Source organism: Hymenobacter guriensis (assembly GCF_015773195.1).
GTDB classification, from domain to species: domain Bacteria; phylum Bacteroidota; class Bacteroidia; order Cytophagales; family Hymenobacteraceae; genus Hymenobacter; species Hymenobacter guriensis.
Genome location: NZ_JADWYK010000002.1, coordinates 107,123 through 125,087, shown reverse-complemented (window position 1 = coordinate 125,087; position 17,965 = coordinate 107,123). Strand labels below are relative to the sequence as shown.

Genomic DNA, 17,965 nt, shown 5'->3' with positions numbered 1-17,965 from the left:
CATTATTTTCCGCTAGGCTTACAGCTCCTCTCCGTAGAAGGACTCCAGTGCCGGCTTCAGCTCCGGATATTCAAACGTGAAGCCTTCCCGCAGCACTTTCTCGGCGCTTACCCGCTGCGAGGCCAGCACGATTTCGCTCATTTCGCCCATCATCAGCTTCAGGCCAAACTCCGGCACTTTGGGCAGCACCAGCGGGCGGTGCAGCACCCCGGCCAGCGTTTCGGTGAAGGTTTGGTTAGTGACAGGGTTGGGTGCCACGGCGTTGTAGATGCCCTGCCACTGCGGCTGCTCCAGCATCTGCATCAGCAGGCGGCACAAGTCATCCAGATGAATCCAGGACATATACTGGCGGCCCGAGCCCAGGGGCGCGCCGGCCATCATCTTTACGGTGCGGGCCAGGGGTACCAGCGCGCCACCCTCAGTACTCAGCACAATGCCTACCCGCGGAATGATGGTGCGCACGCCCTGCTCCTGAGCCGCCAGCGCCGCCGCTTCCCAGCGCCTCGACACATCGGCCAGAAAGTCCTTGGCTGGGGCCGGGGGCGTTTCTTCCGTTACCAGCCGGTTGCCGGCGTCGCCGTAGATGCCAATGGCTGACACCGACAGAAAGGCCCGCACGTGGTGCTGCCGCTCGCGCAGTTCCCGCACCAGCAGGTTGGTGCCGCCCAGGCGGCTGTCCAGGATTTCGCGCTTGCGCTCCTCCGTCCACTTGCCTTCCGAAACGCTGGAGCCGGCCAGGTTTATAATATAGTCGGCATAGGGCACGGCGGCCTCGTCGATGGTGCCGGCGCGCAAATCCCAGCGGAAACGCCGGTAGTGCGTGGGCCCCGACTGGCGGCTCACGTGGGCTACGTCGTAGCCGGCATCAATGAGCATTTCGCTGAGGCGGGTGCCAATCAGGCCGGTGCCGCCGGCAATCAGTACTTTACGGGCCGCTTCCTGCGCGTGGGTTGCCATGAACGAACGGGGTGGGAAAATTGGGCGCGCAAGCTACAACCAAAAACGGCAACCGCGCCGCTACCGGCCTATCAGCCGCAGAAACTCAGCGCGATACTGCTCGCTCTGGGCAAACCGGCCGCCGTATTCCGCCGTGATGGTGCTGCTGCTCGTGTCGTTCACGCCGCGGCTCATCACGCACAGGTGGTCGGCCTCGATGAGCACGGCCACATCCTCGGTATGCAGACTGCGCTTCAGCTCTTCGGCAATCTGGCAGGTGAGGCGCTCTTGCACCTGGGGCCGCCGGGCGTAGTACTGTACCACGCGGTTGAGCTTCGACAGTCCCACCACATTTTCTCCGGGCAGGTAGGCCACGTGCGCTTTGCCGATAATAGGCACGAAGTGATGCTCGCAGCAGGAAAACAGCGTGATGTCGCGCTCCACCAGCATATTGTGGTACTGGTAGCGGTTCTCAAAAAGCTTCATGGCCGGCTGGTGCTCGGGGTTCAGGCCCCGAAACCACTCCTGCACGTACATTTTGGCCACCCGGCGCGGCGTACCACTCAGGCTGTCATCGGTGAGGTCGAGGCCCAGCAGCTCCATAATGGCGCGAAAGTGGGGCTCGATACCCGCTATTTTCTCGTCATCCGACAAGGCAAAGGCATCCGGCCGCAGGGGAGTGCGCAGGTCGGCGGGGAGGTGCAAATCGGCAGCGCCGGGCGCGGGGTTATCCATGGTATTCTACAAAATTACGCTCCGTCTCGTAGAGCGTCACCGACAGCTCCAGCTCGGCCGCAAGGTGAGGCCGCAGCCGGCGCCAGATAACTACGGCCATGTTCTCAGCCGTAGGGTTGAGTTGGCGAAAGTCCTCGGTGTCCAGGTTCAGGTTTCGGTGGTCAAAGGTATCCAGAATCTCGCGCTTGATGAGGGCGCTCAGCCGCTTCATATCGTACACATAGCCCGTATCGGGGTTGATGCCGCCCGTGAGCCGTACCACCAGTTCGTAGTTGTGGCCGTGGTAGTTGGCATTGGCGCAGGGGCCGAATACGTCGGCGTTTTCTTCCGCCGACCACGCCGGGTTGTGCAGGCGGTGGGCGGCGTTGAAGTGCTCTTTGCGGCAAACAGTTACCCTCATATGGGCGAATAAACTGTTTTACCGCCGAAAAGTTTAGTGCAAATAGTGCCTAGTGAGTAACGTTTGTCACAAAAGCCATGAGTTTACGCTTGATCTGTTGTATTTACGCAATATGCTATTGTGATTATATAACAAAAGCGTGCTGCTTCGAAAAAAAACGACGAGCGGCGCACGGTTTTTGGGTTTGAGCTAGTTAAATTTGGTGAGTTGCTTTTCTTCCCTTTGGAGGCTCACACCACCCTATTGCATTTTCTTAACATTCAACCACTTTCACTTCTATGAAACCAGGCGTACTCCTAACCCTGCTGTTGATGTTCGTTTTGACGGTGACTGGCTACGCGCAGAAGTCACCCGTGGATGAAACAGACATGGCCATCAAAGGCATTCCGCGCAAAGGCCAGCGCGTAACCATCCAGCTCGACAGCAAGCGGGTGGATGACTCGTGGCTGAAATGGATTACCGAAAAAGTCGGCAAAGTGAAGGCCGATAAAGGCGTCTACACCATGGACGGCGTGGTGGTAGAAGCTATTTCGAAAACGCCTATCCGCATCATCAGCAAAGTAGATGCAACGCCTACCGGTACCTCCGTATGGTGGTCTATTGACCTGGGCAACGCTTACCTGAGCAAGGATGCTACCCCTGTGCAGTGGAAAGCCGGCGAAAACTACCTGAAGGATTTCGCCCGCATGCTCTACCGCGAAGACTTGGCCCTGCAGGTGGCTGAAGCCGAAAAAGCCCTCGTAGCCTCGCAGAACAACCACATGACGGTAATTCAGAAGGCCGATGCCATCAAAAAGGACATCGAGAAAAACAAAGCCAAGAAGCTGGAAATTCAGCAGCAGCTGGTGCAGAATGCCACCGAGCTGCAGCAGTACAACAACCAGATCGACATGAACCTGAAAGAGCAGGAAGCTGCCCGCGCCGACATTGTGAACATGCGCGTGGCCCTCGAAGCTGTGAAGGAGCGCATGAACAAGATTGAGTAGTTCTGCTATTTCTTCTGTCTGCAAAAAGCCCCGCTGGTACACCAGCTGGGCTTTTCGTTTTTATTACATTTTCCCGCAAGTTACCGGGCCTGCCGGATAGCCTGTTCCGCTGCCTGCTCATCTTTCCAGCTTACAATGCGGATTTCGCCGGGGCGGCCCTGGTGCTGGTACCACTGCCCGATGGTGGTCCGGATGCCGGAATACTTATCCAACAAGGCCTGCCAGGTGGTGATGCCCGGCAGAATCTGCTGGCTGGGGCGCGCCGGCACGGTCAGGACGATCTGGCGGAACTGGCCGGCATCATCGAGCGTGAGCAGGCTCAGTGGCAGCACTTCCAGCACGGTGCCCGGCGGCTGGGTTTCGGCCAGCACCAGCGTCGGTAGTGGCGCGCCCGATTCGCCGGCCTGCGTGCCGGGAATAAAGCCCTGGTTGCCGGGGCAGGGCAGATAGTCTACCACCTGCGCCAGGCCCGCCCGCTGCACTGGCTCAAACTTACTGGTTTCCGGGTTGTAGGCCTGCAGGTGGTTGGTGCCGGCCGGTACTTCCACTACCATCTGCAGAAGCCGACGCTCTGCCGAATACGTGGGCAGAGAGCCGTAATCAGTGCCGCAGCCGCTGGCCCCACTCAGGAGCAAAGCCAGCAGCGCGGAGGTCACTCGGTTATTGCGCCAGCTGCTCATCCAGAAGGCGGAAAGGATTTAGCTTGTCGAGGCGAAACACGAAGCGCAGGTTGTCGGTGAAGTCTTTGCGGCTGCCGGGCAGCCCGTTGCTGTACTGCGAGCCGGCCACTGGCACATAGAACTGAAAGATGCCACCCGGAATAATAGGCACAATCAGCCCTGCGTCATAGAACAGGCGGCACTGGCGGCCATCTTCCAGTAGCACTTTGTGGCTGGTAGCACCAAAGTCAGCAAACACCTTGAGGCTGGTGACGGGCAGGTCGCCCTGCAGATTGAGCGTACTCAGCCACTTGGTGCTGGTTACCGGCAGGTAGGCTTTGAAGGCGCCGTCCCGGTCGTCGGTCTGGTGGCGCTGGGCGGCCAGAGCCGGCGAAATCTGCTGACGGTCGAGGAAAGCGGTTTGGTAGCGGTAGTCGGGGCTGCCGCTCAAACCTATTACGTACGACTGCATGGGGTCGGTAGCGGCTACGTTCGAGAGGAAACGCCCCCCGAATAGTCGCACCGATACGCTTTTGCGGGCATTATAGAACCGCTGATACGTGCCGGCCGCCCGCAAGAGGCGCGCCTCCGCCTGGCTGATAACCAAACCGGGCTTGGGCGTGAGTTGATTGAACTCTACGTAGCCCGTCCACTTCTGCAGAGCATTGCCGCCGCGCACGTGGTACTCCACCGTCTGGATGCTGCTGGTCTGGTCGAGGTCTTGCTGACGGATGGAGGCGGTAGCCAGCTTGAGGCTGTGCTGGGGACGGTCGTAGGCGGAGAACGGAAAGTTGAAGGTGATGCTGGGCTCCACTTTGCGGTAACGCTCGAAGCGTTGTACCAGCACGCCCGTTACAATGCTGCGGGCATATTTGTCAGGCAGCACGTTCACATTCACATCAGCAATGCCATTCAACTCTTTCTGATTAAAGCTGTACATGGGCATCAGCACGTAGCTCAGACGCTGCAGCACCAGCGGGCTGCTGTAGAACGCGGCCCCAAGCATAAACTTATCGGACGTGTTGGCCCCTATAACCGGCGTGAAGTTGACGACAGCCCGGTCCCAGCGCTGCACCGGCGCAAACAGGCCCTGCAGGCGGAACGGCTCCACACGGCGGAAGCTGCCGCTGGTTTTCAGCCGGTCGTCGCGGCGGTTCAGTTCGGTCGTCACGTAGTTGGCATCCACTACCACGGCACTTACGCCTTCGCGGCGGAAGTTGAGCTGGGCGGCTTCGTCTTCCTCCGTGATGCCCAGCACCGGCGACCAAAGCGTTTCCAGCACCTTGCCCTGCGCATCGAGTGTAGAAACCGGCACGGCGTACGGGGCGGGCGAATCGTTGCGCACTAGCACCTTCACGGTGTCGGAAACCTCCACGTCGTCAATCGTGGCATCGTAGCGCACACGCTTACCCAGCATATCCTGGAAAAACCAGCCCAGCTTCTGCCCGGTGCTTTCCTCGAAAGACGCCTGCAAATCCTCGGGATAGGGGTGGCGAAACTTCCACCGCTCGAAGTAGGCGTGCATGGCGGCATCAAACTTCTCCTTCCCCAGGTAATTTTCGAGGTAGTTGAACAGTGCCGCCGTTTTGCTGTACACAATAAACGGGTAGTTAATCAAACCATAATCGGCCGAGGTAACGCCGTGCACGGGCTGGTCGAGGCCGCGGGTAGCCTGGCTCTGGTACGTGGCCTGCTCCAGCGCATAAGCTGAAAGCCCATCCAGGTTGAACCTGGAGGCCAATGGCTTGATGCGGGTAATAACGCCCGTTTGCAGGGAGCCAGGCGAATTGTTGATCAACGCTACCCGATTGTCCACGTAGGAATTCAGGCCTTCGTCCAGCCACGGGTAGTCCCGCTCGTTGGAGCCCAGAATGCCGTAAAACCAGTTGTGGCCTACTTCGTGGGATATAGCATTCGGCTCGGTCACGGTTACCATGGGGTATTCCATGCCGGAGCCGGCACTCAGGGCCCCATCTACGGCCGTGGCTGAGGCGTACGGGTATTCACCTACCCACTTGGAGTAATAGGTGAGGGCGTCGTTGAGGTGCTGCAGGCCTTCAATCCAGCGGCTGGCTTGCTTGTTAGTGAACAGCACCCAGGAGGTTACCTGGCGGCCGGAGGGCAGCGTGACGCCGCTTTTGAGCACGTTGAAGCGCTTGTCGGCAAACCAGGCGAAGTCGTGCACCTGGTCCTGCACGTAGCGCAGCGTTTTGGTTTCCGGAGCCGAGGCCGGAAAGGAAAGGTCGTTGCCAAAGTCTTCGGAGGTTTTCTTGGCCGCCCCAGCCGTGGCCAACTGTTCCATCCGCTGCTGCTCCTCGGGGTTTTGCAGCTGACCTGTGGCACCCACCACGTAGTTGGCCGGCAAGGTAATACGCACGTCAAACGAACCGAACTCGGAGTAGAACTCCCCTTGATTCAGGTAGGGCATGGGGTGCCAGCCGCGCTGGTCGAGCACTGCGGGCTTGGGGTACCACTGCGTAATTTGGTACGACTGACCCACATGGCCCAGGCGCGAAAACGAGGCCGGCAGCTTCACGTGAAAAGGCGTGCTGATGGTAGCCGTAGCGCCTGGCGCCAGTGGCTGGGGCAGTACCAGCTTGGCCACGTCAGGGTTTTGTGGGTCGTATTCCAGCCGGGCCGTTTCGCCGTTTACCTTGAAGTCGAGCTGATCGATGAAGCCCCGGTCGGCGGCAGGCGCAAACTGAAACTTTCGGTCATTGTTGCGCAACTGCTGTTTGGCGAAGGCCGTGGTATTGTCGCGGTAGGCGTTGGGCCACAGATGAAACCAGATGAACGGTAGCGTTTCGGGTGAGTTGTTGGTGTAGCGCAGCTCCTCGCGGCCCGTCAGCTCGTGGCGCACGTCGTCCAGCGTCACATCAATGGAGTAGTTTACCTGCTGCTGCCAGGAGGCCGGCGGCGTAGTGGGCGTTTGGGCAGCCGCTGCCAGGGGCAAAAGCGCCAGCCAGCAGCCTGCCAGAAATTTTTTCATACCAGAATACCAAGAAAGGGATGCACGAAAGTACGTGGATGCGCCGGAAATGTGACAGACAACCTTTGCGGGAGCGGGGCCGTTTGCACAAGCTCAACATCCACTACCGCCCCTGGCGGTCCATCTTTTCCGACTATGTCTTTTCATAAACTGCCCAAAGACGATACCCAGCACCAGAACCACCTCGACGGCGCCATCAAGCTGCTCGGCCTCGACCTACAGCAAGAAACCGAAAAGGCCGGCCTCGATAATCATCTGCAGCGCTGGATTGAGGACCTCAAGGACGAAAACAACCCCGAGCTGCACCAACTGGTCATTGACCTGCAGGAGTTGAAAGCCCACTTCAACGGTGGCGGCTTCGACAAGGATCTAGTAGGTGCGCTGCTGGCCCGCTTGGGTGAAAATACCTCGAAAGCAGCCGTTTTCTCCGAAAACCCCAACACGGCAGAGCGTATCAGCAAGCTTGGCGAGGCTCTGACGGGCGCCGCTAGCCAGCTGAAATAGGCAACCAGCAGGCGCTAGTTGAAAAGCCCCGGTTTCCAAACAGGAGAGCGGGGCTTTTTCCGGCAGTGAATTCGCCTGCAAACAACAACGACCGGCTTCCCTAAGAAGCCGGTCGTTGCACATGGGGCAGATGCCCGATAGATTAAGCCTTTACTTTCTCTACCACGTTCAGGCGGCGCTCTTTGATACGAGCAGCTTTGCCCGACAGACCGCGCAGGTAGAACAGACGGGCGCGACGTACTTTACCACGACGAATCACCTCAATCTTGTCGATGTTGGGCGACAACAGGGGGAAAATACGCTCCGTGCCGATTTGGTTGGAAATCTTGCGAACGGTGAAGGTTTCACCGTTGGAGCTGGGGTTCCGGCGCTGGATAACTACGCCCTGGAACTGCTGGATGCGCTCCTTGTTGCCCTCACGGATTTTTACGTGCACGTTGATGGTGTCACCGGCGGCAAACTTGGGGAAGCTGGCGCGGCGCTCCTGGGATTCCGAATTGATGAAGTCGAGAAGTACGCTCATGGCTGGAAAAACTGTAAAAGGCGGCCGCGCCGCCGAAGTAGGTTCTATTAAGGAGGCGCAAATATAGCGGTCTGTTTTCAAATTGTGAAATGATGAGCTGGTGAAATGGTCAGTTTCTTGTTCTGCGTGCGGCAGTTACGCCTTTTAAACAGCTAATTCACCATTTTACCACTTCACAATTTCTCCTCCAGCAGATCGGGGCGGCGCTGGCGGGTGCGCTCCAAGGCCTGCTCGTGGCGCCACTCTTCAATTTTGGGCGTGTTGCCGGAAAGCAGAATGGCGGGTACTTCCTGCCCGCGCCACTCGGCCGGGCGGGTGTACACGGGCGGGGCCAGCAGGTTGTCCTGAAACGAGTCACTCAGCGCCGACTCCTCATTGCCCAGCACACCCGGCAGCAGCCGCACAATAGTATCGACCAGTACGGCCGCGCCCAGTTCACCCCCGCTCAGTACGTAGTCGCCAATACTGATTTCGTGGGTGATGTAAGCCTTGCGGATCCGCTCGTCTACCCCCTTGTAATGCCCGCAGAGGATGAGCAGGTTGCCGGCCAGGGAAAGACGGTTAGCCAGGGGCTGCCGCAGCGTTTCACCGTCCGGCGTCATATAAATTACGGCGTTGTAGGCGCGCTGGGCCAGCAGCTCATCGAAGCAGGCGGCAATGGGCTCAACGCGCAGCACCATGCCGGCCCCGCCCCCAAACACGTAGTCATCAATCTGGCCGTGCTTGTTGATAGCGTGCTGGCGCAGCTGGTGCAGATGAATTTCGGCCAGGCCTTTTTCCTGCGCCCTTTTTACGATGGAGTGCGCAAACGGGCTTTCCAGCAGCTCGGGCTGGCAGGTGACAATATCGATGCGCATAATGGGTGAGATTTTAGCGGTTAGCCGTTAGCAAAACTTTCCTGAACGTCCTGCTCAGCGGAGCAGCCAGCCGCTTTATTTCGCTGTTTCCAGCTCGGGGCCGTCGAATTCGTCGGGCTCGTCCCGCTCGCGGGAGGGCGGCGTGAGGTACACGTCGAGCAGGCCGGCGGGCAGTTTTACGTGTAGCGTGCGGGTGGCCTGGTCGGCGTGGGAAATCAGCTCATCGGCAACCGGAATCAGCACTTCCTGGCCCTGGTAGCGCATGGACAGCACATCCTGCTGGGGCAGCTCATAGAAGGTTTCTACGGTGCCCAGCTCGCCCAGCTCCTCGTCGATTACGGTGAAGCCGATGACATCGTGGAAATAGAACTGATCTGCGGCCAGCGCGGGCAGCTCGGCCAGGGGGCGCCACAGTTTGGCGTTGCGCAGCGGCTCGGCGTCCTCAATCCGGTCGATGCCTTTAAACTTGACCAGCGCCCGGGCTTCCGACTGCGGCGTGAGTTTCTCGATGGCGTAGGGCGTAAGCTTGCCGGGTGCCGTGGGCAGTTCCAGCAGCACCGATTTCACCTTGCGGTAGGTATCCAGGTCGTCCACATCAAGGGCAGCCACCACGAAGCCTTTCAGGCCGTGGGGTTTCACTATCGAGCCCAGCTCGTAGCAGTCATCAAGGGTAAGGCTCATGGCGGAGAGTAAAGAGAAACGAAAAGAGGTGATGAGAAAGAAAAACGGCGGACCGTTCAGCTTCTCATCACCTCCTATTGAAGGGCCTGTAGCTTAAGCGCCGGCTTCCTCAGTGGTTTCAGCCGTAGCTTCGGCCGTTTCGGCTTCGGCAGCAGCCGGAGCGGCGGCAGCCAGGGCAGCTGCCTGCTTGGCACGCTGGGCTTCGGCGCGGGCTTCTTTCACTTTGGTTTCAGCGGCCAGACGAGTTTTGCGAGCTTCGTCTTTGGCAGTGCCCAGAGTAGTGCGCTTGCCTTCGATTTTGGCGTCCTTCTGCTCTTTCCAGTCGGCGAAGCGCTGGTCGGCTACATCCTGCGAAATAGCGCCTTTGATTACACCCAGCTGCAGGTGCTTGCGGTAAAGCACGCCGCGGTAAGAGAGCATAGCACGTACCGTATCGGTAGGCTCGGCACCTTTCATGATCCAGTCGAATGCCTTTTCGCCATCGAAATTGATGGAAGCGGGGTTCGTGTTGGGGTCATAGGTACCGATTTTTTCGATGAAGCGGCCGTCGCGGGGCGAACGGGAGTCAGCAACAACGATGTCGAACTGTGCGGCCTTCTTGCGGCCACGACGGGCGAGGCGGATTTTAACTGCCATAAACCGGTTTGGTTAAGCGACGCATCCCGTGCGTCTGGTTGAAAATGAGGTGCAAAGGTAAGGGAAATAATGTGCTGATGTGGAAGAATATGAATAATGTGCTGATGATTGCCGTGTAAAATGAGTCTGTATCTATTGATGAGGCGCGGGCCGAGCAAGCTGTCCTGCGAAAGGTGCTGCACGTCCTTAAGCGAAAAGCCCTTAACCGCTTGCAACGATTAAGGGCTTTCTACTATCAAAACAGGGGCGCAGAAGGCAAACTACTTCGCGCTGCTTTCATTGCTAAGTGGGTTACGCGGCCATGTTCACGGGCTCCTGCCACTTGCGCTTGACTTTCACCACGCCCATTTTATCCATCGCCCAGATGAACATATAGGTTGGGTCGAACTCCCACCATTTCACGCCGAAGTTGACGCGCATGGGCAGCTTGTGGTGGTTGTTCTGGAACAGTTCCCCGAAAGCCAGAAAGTCCAGGGCCAGCGTGTTTTTGCTGTGGTCGTGGTTGTCGAAGTTCTGGTAGCCGTACTTGTGGCCGCCCCAGTTCACGATGGCACCGTGGATAGGGCCCATCAGGAAATGGATGGGCAGTAGCAGGTACTGCCACCACGCCGTAGCAAACTGAATGTAGAACAGCACGTAGAGCGTGCCCCAGCCGATGCGTGAGTACCACTTGTCGCCGAAGTCCTCAATGGCCTGCCACTCGGGGTAGTCGCCCTCAAACCGCTCGGCGGCAGCGTAGTTGCGGTTCAGCACATCATTATAGATGTTCTTGGTCTTCCACATCATCGAAAAAGCATTCGATGAGAACAGCGGGGAGTGCGGGTCCATTTCCGTGTCGGAATAGGCGTGGTGCATGCGGTGCAGCAGCGCATAGGCCCGGGGAGAGAGAAACGAAGAGCCCTGGCAGATGTAGGTGAACAGGAAGAAGAATTTCTCCCAGAACTTGTTCATCGTAAACATCTTATGAGCCGCGTACCGGTGCAGGTAGAACGTCTGCGTGAACAGCGACAGGTAATAGTGGGCAACGAAAAAGATGAGTATTGGCATGGGCCAGCAAATGAGGTGTGCGAAGGCGTGGTTGGGCAAGCTGCTACCCGGCGTAAACCCCTAAACGGGGCTTTCGTTCAAAAACATCTGCAAAACTATAGCCACGGTCAGCCAGCGCCATAGAAAGCGGCGAAAAGGCCAAAATCTTATTCAAGTGCAACGGATGCCTCCATCACCAAAGAAAATACCCGGTTCTGGCTTTCAGAAAGGCATAAACAGCCGGTGAAGCAGACTTGGTTAACCTTTAGTAGTACAATTGGGCAGCTTCCCAATGAGGCATGTCGGGCAGGGGAGCTTCAAAGCGCATTTCTTCCTTCGTGACCGGATGCTGGAACTCCAGCCGGCGGGCGTGCAGGGCAATGCTTACGTCGGGCAAAGGCGCCAGGAAGCCGTACTTCACGTCGCCCACGATGGGCGTGCCAAGCCCAGTGCTCAGCTGCACCCGAATCTGGTGGGGGCGTCCCGTGATGGGGTTCACCTGCACTAGCCAGCGGTTGCCGGCCTGGCCCAGCACTTCGTAGTCGAGGTCGGCTTTCAGGCCTTGGGAGTGGCGCTCGGGGTAGGCTTTGGTGGTGTTGCGAATGGGGTCTTTCACCAGCCAGTGCGTGAGGTGGCCGCTTTTCGGCTCGGGGCACTTGCCGGTGAGGGCCCAGTAGGTTTTGTGCACCTTGTTGTCGCGGAACAGCTCGTTGAGGCGGCTCAGGGCCTTGCTGGTTTTGGCCAAGGCCACCACGCCGCTCACGGGCCGGTCGAGGCGGTGCGCCACGCCGATAAAAGCCGCCCCGGGCTTTTTGTACTTGAAGCGCAGGTATTCTTCGGCTTTGGTCGATAGAGGCTCATCCCCCGTAGCGTCGCCCTGCACGAGCAGGCCGGCGGGCTTGTTGATGATGAGCAGGTGATTGTCTTCGAACAGAATTTCCTTCTGCTCCGACCACAAATTCGGACGATTCACTTTGAAAGAATTAATAATTAATAATCAGCAATTAAGAATCGGTCAGAAATGCCTTTAGGTGCGCAATAGGGCAAAAAAGCAATAGACAACAACCTTAATCAGTAATTATTAATTACTCATTATTAATTAAACTAATACGCTTCTTCCGCCGACGGGAAGTCACGGGTTTTGACGTCGTTGATGTAGCGCGCTACGGCGTCGTGCATCAGGTCGCCCAGGTCGGCGTAGCGGCGCAGGAAGCGGGGCTTAAACTCTTTGGTAATGCCCAGCATATCGTGCACGACCAGCACCTGCCCATCCACGTCGGGCCCGGCCCCGATGCCGATAACGGGAATGGTGAGCTGCTCGGCCACCTGCTTGGCCAGGGTGGAGGGTATTTTTTCGAGGACCAGCGCAAAGCAGCCAAGCTCCTGCAACAGCTGGGCATCTTCCAGCAGCTTCTGCGCCTCGGCTTCTTCCTTGGCCCGCACGGTGTAGGTGCCGAACTTGTAGATGCTCTGCGGGGTAAGGCCCAGATGGCCCATTACCGGAATACCAGCCGTAAGGATTCGGCTGATGGATTCCCGGATTTCGGCCCCGCCTTCCAGCTTGATGGCGTGCCCGCCCGACTCCTTCATAATGCGAATGGCCGAGCGTAGCGCCTCCGAGGAATTGCCCTGATACGAGCCAAACGGCATATCCACCACCACCAGGGCCCGCTTCACCGCCCGCACCACCGACGAAGCGTGGTAGATCATCTGGTCGAGCGTGATGGGCAAAGTGGTTTCGTGGCCGGCCATGACGTTGGAGGCCGAGTCGCCCACGAGCAGCACATCGATGCCCGCCCCGTCGAGAATAGTGGCCATGGAAAAATCATAGGCCGTGAGCATCGATATTTTCTCGCCCCGCCGCTTCATAGCCAGCAGCTGATGAGTGGTAATGAGCTTGACTTCTTTGTGCTGCGACATGGACTGGGGAAATGGTGTAGCCCGCGAAGGGGGGAGAGGCTTTGGGCCGAAAGATGAGCAACAGCGGCGAGAGAAAACCAAGCTGCTCCGTTGTGGAGGCAAAAGTAGGTAACTGGCGGCAGTTGCGGCTTCGGCTTTGCCTGGTGCACCATGGCCACTACTGGCAGCAGCCCCACGGGGTAGCCTACCGGTTGTAGAACGAGCGGTTGCGCGTCAGCTTCAGATCCTGCAGCAACGACGACTTGGCCGCAATGGTGAAGTTATAGCCCTGGCGCTGGCCAAACGGAATCCAGTTGCCGCTGATAGCCCAGCAGTGCAGGTCACGGTAGAAATCCAGCGAAGTGTAGGTGACTTCCTTGTGGCTAAAGTCGTAGCCGGTGGTGTAGCCCACGCGCAGCTTTTCGGTAATTTTGATTTCCCCGCCCAGGGTCAGGCTTACTGTCGTAAATGGGGATGTGCGCGACTCTCCAGCGCGCGGCAGCACAGGTAGCCGGCTTGAGTAATTTGCCGTGAAAGAAGCATTCAGCGACCAGGGAATCGAGAAATCCACGTAGTCCTCGTAAGGATTGACCGGAGTAGGGGCGCCTAGCGAAGGATTGTTGTTGGGCGGCGGGGTCTTGTTAACCTCGTTGGTTTTGCGCTGCTGCTTGTTGAATTGATAGGTGAGTGAAAGGCCGGCATCCTCGAGCCTCGCTATGCGCCACTTTTTCTGCTCCCATAAAAATGCTTCGATGGGCCTGTTGGCACTATCGCGCTGATAAGCAGAAAACGAAGAGTTTACGTTAACAGTCAGTCCACCGGCAACCTGAGTATTGAATGCAGCACTGATGTTAGAAAGCCTGAACTTGGCTTCACGTGCCAGGTTGTAGGAAGCATTGAGACTGAGATTATCAATCAAGCTGACTTTCTTAAACGGGGTGGTGCCTGTCGTATCTTCCTTGGTGCGCACCTTCATTTCTACCTGGTTGTTGAGGCCGAAGTTGATTAGGCTGGCTTGCCCACTACCCGAAAGCTCGTAGGGAAACCCGTTGTATAGGGGCAAGTATCGATTCCCCAGCAACTCCCCGTTGGCATTCGTCAGATTCTCAAATCTCACGGGTTCATACAGCCACCTGGAAGAGCGCAGATCCGGCGTGTAGGAGTAGCTCACAGAAGGCGACACCTTATGTCGGATAGCTTCCACCCGCTTCCCCTTGATGGAAAATAGTCCGTAGAAGTTGGTGCTAAGCGAGGCACTACCCTGATAGGTGTGTGCGTAGTTGAAGCCCCGGACAGTATCAATCCGTAGCGCCTGCACTTCCTGGATGTACTGGTAGTTCAGGCGCTTGCTGTACATGCTGGAGCTGTAGGAAACCGAGGGCGAGAAGTTCAGGTGCTTAAGCAGGGTGTAGCTGCCCAGCGAAATCTGAAACTGGTTCTGCAGGCCCGATTGGGTGTTTTTGAACAGGTCGCCCAGATTATTGAAACTAATCGGAATGCGGCGGGCCTCGCTGGTGCCGCCAATCAGTGGGATACCGTCGAGCTGGCGGGCGGGCTGCAGATTGCTCAGGCGGTTCTGGCCGTTGAGAGTATAGCCGATGGAAAACTGCTCGTAGAAGCGGCCCCGGGGCTCCAGGCCCAGCCACTCGTACGGGTACTGCCGGGCCACGCCCACCGTGAAGTTGGGCAGCGTCAGGTTCATCTCACCCGTGCCGGTGTTCTGGCTTTGGTCGAGGTTGATGGCGTAGTTTATCGGCGAGTTACGGATAGCCTTGGAATACCGGATGCTGGACGTGAACGAAGACGTAAGGACGCGTCGAGTATCGAATGAGTTGAGGCGGTTGTAGTCCTGGCTGCCCAGGTTGACGGAAGCACTGAACTGCCCGCCGCCCGGCCGGGTTTGGGGCGAGTGGCTCCAGCTCACCCAGAACGTGCGTGGCGACTTGGGCTTCTGGTAGGGCTGGTCGAGCGTCACATCCTCCTCCGGCAGAATCTGGTTGGCCGGGCGCTGGCTGAAGGCGACGTTGAAAGACCCGTTGAAGCGGTACCGCCTGCGGTACTGAATATCGGCCTGGGAGCCCCAGCCGCCGAAATCATTGCCAGCGCCGGAATATATTTCGCCAGTAAGGCGCACGCCCACGTACTCGCTGGCCGCCCAGTAGTAGCCGCCGTTGCGCAGGAAAAAGCCCCGGTCGGTGGTTTGCCCGAACGAGGGGAAAATCAGTCCCGAAGCCCGCTTCTTGCTGCTGGGGGTGGGAAAGTAGCCAAACAGGAAGCCCAGCGGCGTGGGAATGTCGCCGATAACCATGTTGAACGGGCCACTCACTACCTGTTCGCCTGGCACCGCTTTCATTTTTGTGGCGTTGATGTAGAAATGCGGGTTTTCCAGGTTGCAGGTAGTATATCTGCCGTTGCGCCCATAAATATCCCCATTGGCCTGACGCTTAATGGTTTCGGCGTGCACGTAGCCTTCGCCCTGCTGGGTCACGGCCTCGGCTATTTTACCCTTGCGCGTCTTAAAATTGTAGGCAATCCGCCCCGACTGGTAGGTTTCCGCGCCGTTTCTGAAAACAGGCTTGTCACGGATGCGGCCGGTAGTATCGGGTGCTCCTTCGGCCGTCAGGATGTTCTTGTTGTAGTCGATGGCAATGCGGGCGGCCTTCAGCGACAGGTCGTCGTAGTCAATCTTGGCCTTGTCGTAGAGGTAAGCTACGCGGCCTGCTACGTCGAACCGGATGGAGTCGGTAGCGGAGTACCGGATGGTGGTCTTGATGTCGCCCTGCGGGGCAGCGGCCACACGCAGGGAGTCGGCGGAGCGGGTGCGGGTGGTATCCACAGCCAGGCGCGGCCGGGCTTGCGGCACGGCTTTTGGAAGGGGCCGCTGCTGAGCTAATGCCATGCCGCTCAGGCCTAGCCACAAACCCAAGATCAGGGCCAGCCGGGGCACTTTGCCGGGTACTGAATACAAAAGGTAGCGGACGGGGAGCAGAGCAGGCAGGGCCACGTGGTTTTTAATCGTTTATTTTGTGGCAGTGTGCAAAGGTAGCGCCTTGCTACCCCAACAAACGAACTCAGTGCGGAATATTGTCGCTTTCGGAACAGCCGCCTGGCTGCTGTTTTCCGGCTTTTCAGCTCCTTCAGCCGTGGCTCCCGTTGCCGGGCCGGTATACAAGTACCGCCTGCGCACAGTGGTGCTCGATGCCGGCCACGGCGGCAAGGACCGGGGCTGCGCCGGCGTCAGCGCCCGGGAGGCCGATGTGTCGCTCAAACTCGTGCTGGAGCTGGGGCGCCTCATCGAGGAGAATATGCCCGACGTGAAAGTGGTGTACACGCGCAAAACCAATGTATTTGTAGAGCTGGCCGACCGGGCGGGCATTGCCAACAAGCACAATGCCGACCTCTTTATTAGTATTCACTGCAATGCCGGGCCGAGCAGTGCGCACGGTACGGAGGTATGGACCATGGGCCCGCACAAGACTGATGCCAACTTAGGCGTAGCCAAGCGCGAAAATGCCGTAATTCTGCAGGAAGAAAACTACAAAGAGCGTTACAACGGTTTTGACCCACATTCGCCCCAGAGTCATATTTTATTTTCTCTGTTTCAGAGCGCCTACATGGTCAACAGCATCCGGCTGGCCCAGAAGGTGGATGAGCAGTTCCGCACCACCGTGGGCCGGCCCAGCCGCGGCGTGAAGCAGGCGGGCTTTCTGGTGCTCTGGAAAACGGCCATGCCCTCGGTTCTCATTGAGGCCGGCTTCCTGACCAACCGCGCGGATGAGCGGTATCTCAACGATAAGTCGGGACAGACGTATATGGCCTCGGGTATTTATCGTGCCTTCAAAGAGTACAAGCGGGAGCTCGAAGGCGACTCCACTGCCGACTAGCCGGGCCGCACTCCTTGGATACCCGCACATCTTTGCCCGCCCACGTTCCAACTCAGCCGTATCGTGTCGAAAGAAATTAAAGTAGCTCTGCTGGCCATTGTGGCTCTGGTAGGGCTGTTCGTCGGATTCCAGTTCCTGAAAGGCAGCAACGTGCTGTCGTCCAACCGTACCTATTATACCAAGTATGACAGCGTAGATGGCCTAACGCCCGGCGGGCAGGTAATTCTAAACGGTATTCCTGTAGGACAGGTCAAGGAATTAGAGTTGCTGCCCAAAGAAGGCAACCAGGTGCGCGTAACAATGGAGCTGGGCAAAAACATTGTGGTAGGCGACTCCACCGTGGCCGTGCTGGGCGGCAGCATTCTGGGCTCCAAAACCATTACCCTGAAGCTGGGCAAAAATACCAAGCAGTTTGATGGCGGTGAAACTATCCTGTCGTACCACCCGGCCAGCATCACCGATGCCTTCCAGGCCCGCGCCCTGCCCGTGCTGGGTACGGTCGATTCGACCCTGATCAAGGTGAACTCCTTTCTGAACAAGGACGCCCGCCTGAGCTTGCAGGCCACGCTGCTGAACGCCCAGGGCACTACCGAAGCCCTCAAAAACCTGCTGCTGATGAACCAGCGCAACATCAACCAGATTACCTCCAACATGGCCAAGCTAACGGCCGACCTCTCGGGGACGCAGCGCAAGCTGGACCAGATTGCCGGTAACTTCAGTGAGCTGAGCGACTCGCTCAAGCGTGCCCCCGTAGGCCCCGCCCTGCGCAAGATGAACGCCACGCTCACGGAAGCCCAGGCCGCCATGACCACGCTCAACCACTCGCTCACCGACCAGAAAGGGTCATTGGGCAAACTCATCAACAGCGACTCTCTTTACAATAACCTCAACGCCACGGCCGCCAGCTCCAACGCCCTGCTACAGGACTTCAAGGCCAACCCCAAAAACTACGTGCACTTTTCGGTGTTCGGGGGCGGCAAGAAAACCAAGACCGAAACGACTACTAAGCCCAGCGGCGAGGTAGAAAAGAAAACCAAAGTAGTAACGCCGGCGCCTGCCACCGAGGCCCTAGTAACGCCCAGCGGCCAGTAGCTGCCGATGCGCCATCCCGGCACTTCCGCTACCTTTGAATCCGCCCCCGCTGGGGCGGATTTTTTTTGCCCGACCTACGGTGAATTAGTGACTCAGCGACTTAGTGAGTTTGTCTTTCCGCTGGCGCGGTTTCGCGCAAGTGGCGCGGTCAGAACATC

Annotated in this window: 17 protein-coding genes; 4 read left to right on the top strand and 13 right to left on the bottom strand. The window is 58.1% G+C overall.

Going from position 1 to position 17,965, the window contains the following annotated elements:
- Positions 1-18 precede the first annotated feature (18 nt).
- Genes I5L79_RS03950 through I5L79_RS03940 form a run of 3 tightly spaced genes read right to left on the bottom strand, consistent with a single transcriptional unit; the run spans position 19 to position 2,071 of the window.
- Complete coding sequence (locus I5L79_RS03950; protein WP_196953738.1) at positions 19-957, bottom strand: TIGR01777 family oxidoreductase; 939 nt, start codon at positions 955-957, stop codon at positions 19-21.
- 60 nt (positions 958-1,017) lie between these two features.
- Positions 1,018-1,671: a GTP cyclohydrolase I FolE gene (gene folE, locus I5L79_RS03945; RefSeq protein ID WP_196953737.1), complete on the bottom strand. Its 654-nt coding sequence runs from the start codon at positions 1,669-1,671 to the stop codon at positions 1,018-1,020.
- Positions 1,664-2,071, bottom strand: a complete 408-nt coding sequence (locus I5L79_RS03940; protein WP_196953736.1) for a 6-pyruvoyl trahydropterin synthase family protein — start codon at positions 2,069-2,071, stop codon at positions 1,664-1,666. The genes folE and I5L79_RS03940 overlap by 8 nt, the downstream gene beginning before the upstream one ends.
- A gap of 278 nt (positions 2,072-2,349) precedes the next feature.
- On the opposite strand from I5L79_RS03940, the gene I5L79_RS03935 reads away from it, so the two are divergent.
- Entirely contained in the window at positions 2,350-3,057 is a 708-nt protein-coding gene (locus I5L79_RS03935) for a nitrogenase component 1 family protein (protein ID WP_196953735.1), read from the top strand.
- An 80-nt stretch (positions 3,058-3,137) separates the two neighbouring features.
- Here I5L79_RS03935 and I5L79_RS03930 read toward each other — a convergent pair whose 3' ends face one another.
- Both I5L79_RS03930 and I5L79_RS03925 read right to left on the bottom strand, forming a co-directional pair.
- Complete coding sequence (locus I5L79_RS03930) at positions 3,138-3,713, bottom strand: inorganic diphosphatase (RefSeq protein WP_196953734.1); 576 nt, start codon at positions 3,711-3,713, stop codon at positions 3,138-3,140.
- A gap of 4 nt (positions 3,714-3,717) precedes the next feature.
- Positions 3,718-6,705 (bottom strand): M1 family metallopeptidase, encoded by a 2,988-nt coding sequence (locus I5L79_RS03925; protein WP_196953733.1) that lies wholly within the window; start codon positions 6,703-6,705, stop codon positions 3,718-3,720.
- 135 nt (positions 6,706-6,840) lie between these two features.
- Here I5L79_RS03925 and I5L79_RS03920 point away from each other — a divergent pair, with 135 nt between their 5' ends.
- Positions 6,841-7,209 (top strand): hypothetical protein, encoded by a 369-nt coding sequence (locus I5L79_RS03920; protein ID WP_196953732.1) that lies wholly within the window; start codon positions 6,841-6,843, stop codon positions 7,207-7,209.
- 142 nt (positions 7,210-7,351) lie between these two features.
- Here I5L79_RS03920 and rplS read toward each other — a convergent pair whose 3' ends face one another.
- The 8 genes from rplS to I5L79_RS03880 all read right to left on the bottom strand — a co-directional run bounded on the left by rplS (position 7,352) and on the right by I5L79_RS03880 (position 15,799).
- Entirely contained in the window at positions 7,352-7,732 is a 381-nt protein-coding gene (gene rplS / locus I5L79_RS03915; RefSeq protein WP_196953731.1) for a 50S ribosomal protein L19, read from the bottom strand.
- A gap of 173 nt (positions 7,733-7,905) precedes the next feature.
- On the bottom strand, positions 7,906-8,589 hold the full coding sequence (gene trmD / locus I5L79_RS03910; RefSeq protein ID WP_196953730.1) for a tRNA (guanosine(37)-N1)-methyltransferase TrmD: 684 nt from the start codon (positions 8,587-8,589) through the stop codon (positions 7,906-7,908).
- Positions 8,590-8,664: 75 nt separating this feature from the next.
- Positions 8,665-9,270, bottom strand: coding sequence for a ribosome maturation factor RimM (gene rimM, locus I5L79_RS03905; protein ID WP_196953729.1), 606 nt, complete (start codon positions 9,268-9,270; stop codon positions 8,665-8,667).
- 93 nt (positions 9,271-9,363) lie between these two features.
- Positions 9,364-9,906 carry a 30S ribosomal protein S16 gene (locus I5L79_RS03900; RefSeq protein WP_196953728.1) on the bottom strand — a complete coding sequence of 181 codons (543 nt, stop codon included), beginning with the start codon at positions 9,904-9,906 and terminating at the stop codon, positions 9,364-9,366.
- Between the two features lie 291 nt (positions 9,907-10,197).
- The gene (locus I5L79_RS03895; protein ID WP_196953727.1) at positions 10,198-10,953 is read right to left on the bottom strand and encodes an acyl-CoA desaturase; all 756 of its coding nucleotides are present in this window, start codon (positions 10,951-10,953) and stop codon (positions 10,198-10,200) included.
- 244 nt (positions 10,954-11,197) lie between these two features.
- Positions 11,198-11,905 (bottom strand): RluA family pseudouridine synthase, encoded by a 708-nt coding sequence (locus I5L79_RS03890; protein ID WP_196953726.1) that lies wholly within the window; start codon positions 11,903-11,905, stop codon positions 11,198-11,200.
- A 131-nt stretch (positions 11,906-12,036) separates the two neighbouring features.
- A complete protein-coding gene (panB, locus tag I5L79_RS03885) occupies positions 12,037-12,852 on the bottom strand; it encodes a 3-methyl-2-oxobutanoate hydroxymethyltransferase (protein WP_196953725.1) in 816 nt (271 codons plus the stop codon).
- Positions 12,853-13,036: 184 nt separating this feature from the next.
- Positions 13,037-15,799 (bottom strand): putative LPS assembly protein LptD, encoded by a 2,763-nt coding sequence (locus I5L79_RS03880; RefSeq protein ID WP_196953724.1) that lies wholly within the window; start codon positions 15,797-15,799, stop codon positions 13,037-13,039.
- Positions 15,800-15,974: 175 nt separating this feature from the next.
- Between I5L79_RS03880 and I5L79_RS03875 the strand changes: the two genes are divergently transcribed.
- On the top strand, positions 15,975-16,715 hold the full coding sequence (locus I5L79_RS03875; RefSeq protein ID WP_317191352.1) for an N-acetylmuramoyl-L-alanine amidase family protein: 741 nt from the start codon (positions 15,975-15,977) through the stop codon (positions 16,713-16,715).
- A 63-nt stretch (positions 16,716-16,778) separates the two neighbouring features.
- On the top strand, positions 16,779-17,807 hold the full coding sequence (locus tag I5L79_RS03870; protein WP_196953723.1) for an MlaD family protein: 1,029 nt from the start codon (positions 16,779-16,781) through the stop codon (positions 17,805-17,807).
- Positions 17,808-17,965 lie beyond the last annotated feature (158 nt).

Bases quoted from the DNA above. Each gene is read 5' to 3' on its own strand.
- I5L79_RS03940 (WP_196953736.1), bottom strand. From the start codon at position 2,071: ATGAGGGTAACTGTTTGCCGCAAAGAGCACTTCAACGCCGCCCACCGC.
- folE (WP_196953737.1), bottom strand. From the start codon at position 1,671: ATGGATAACCCCGCGCCCGGCGCTGCCGATTTGCACCTCCCCGCCGAC.
- trmD (WP_196953730.1), bottom strand. From the start codon at position 8,589: ATGCGCATCGATATTGTCACCTGCCAGCCCGAGCTGCTGGAAAGCCCG.
- I5L79_RS03950 (WP_196953738.1), bottom strand. From the start codon at position 957: ATGGCAACCCACGCGCAGGAAGCGGCCCGTAAAGTACTGATTGCCGGC.
- I5L79_RS03925 (WP_196953733.1), bottom strand. From the start codon at position 6,705: ATGAAAAAATTTCTGGCAGGCTGCTGGCTGGCGCTTTTGCCCCTGGCA.
- I5L79_RS03920 (WP_196953732.1), top strand. From the start codon at position 6,841: ATGTCTTTTCATAAACTGCCCAAAGACGATACCCAGCACCAGAACCAC.
- I5L79_RS03895 (WP_196953727.1), bottom strand. From the start codon at position 10,953: ATGCCAATACTCATCTTTTTCGTTGCCCACTATTACCTGTCGCTGTTC.
- rplS (WP_196953731.1), bottom strand. From the start codon at position 7,732: ATGAGCGTACTTCTCGACTTCATCAATTCGGAATCCCAGGAGCGCCGC.
- rimM (WP_196953729.1), bottom strand. From the start codon at position 9,270: ATGAGCCTTACCCTTGATGACTGCTACGAGCTGGGCTCGATAGTGAAA.
- panB (WP_196953725.1), bottom strand. From the start codon at position 12,852: ATGTCGCAGCACAAAGAAGTCAAGCTCATTACCACTCATCAGCTGCTG.
- I5L79_RS03935 (WP_196953735.1), top strand. From the start codon at position 2,350: ATGAAACCAGGCGTACTCCTAACCCTGCTGTTGATGTTCGTTTTGACG.
- I5L79_RS03900 (WP_196953728.1), bottom strand. From the start codon at position 9,906: ATGGCAGTTAAAATCCGCCTCGCCCGTCGTGGCCGCAAGAAGGCCGCA.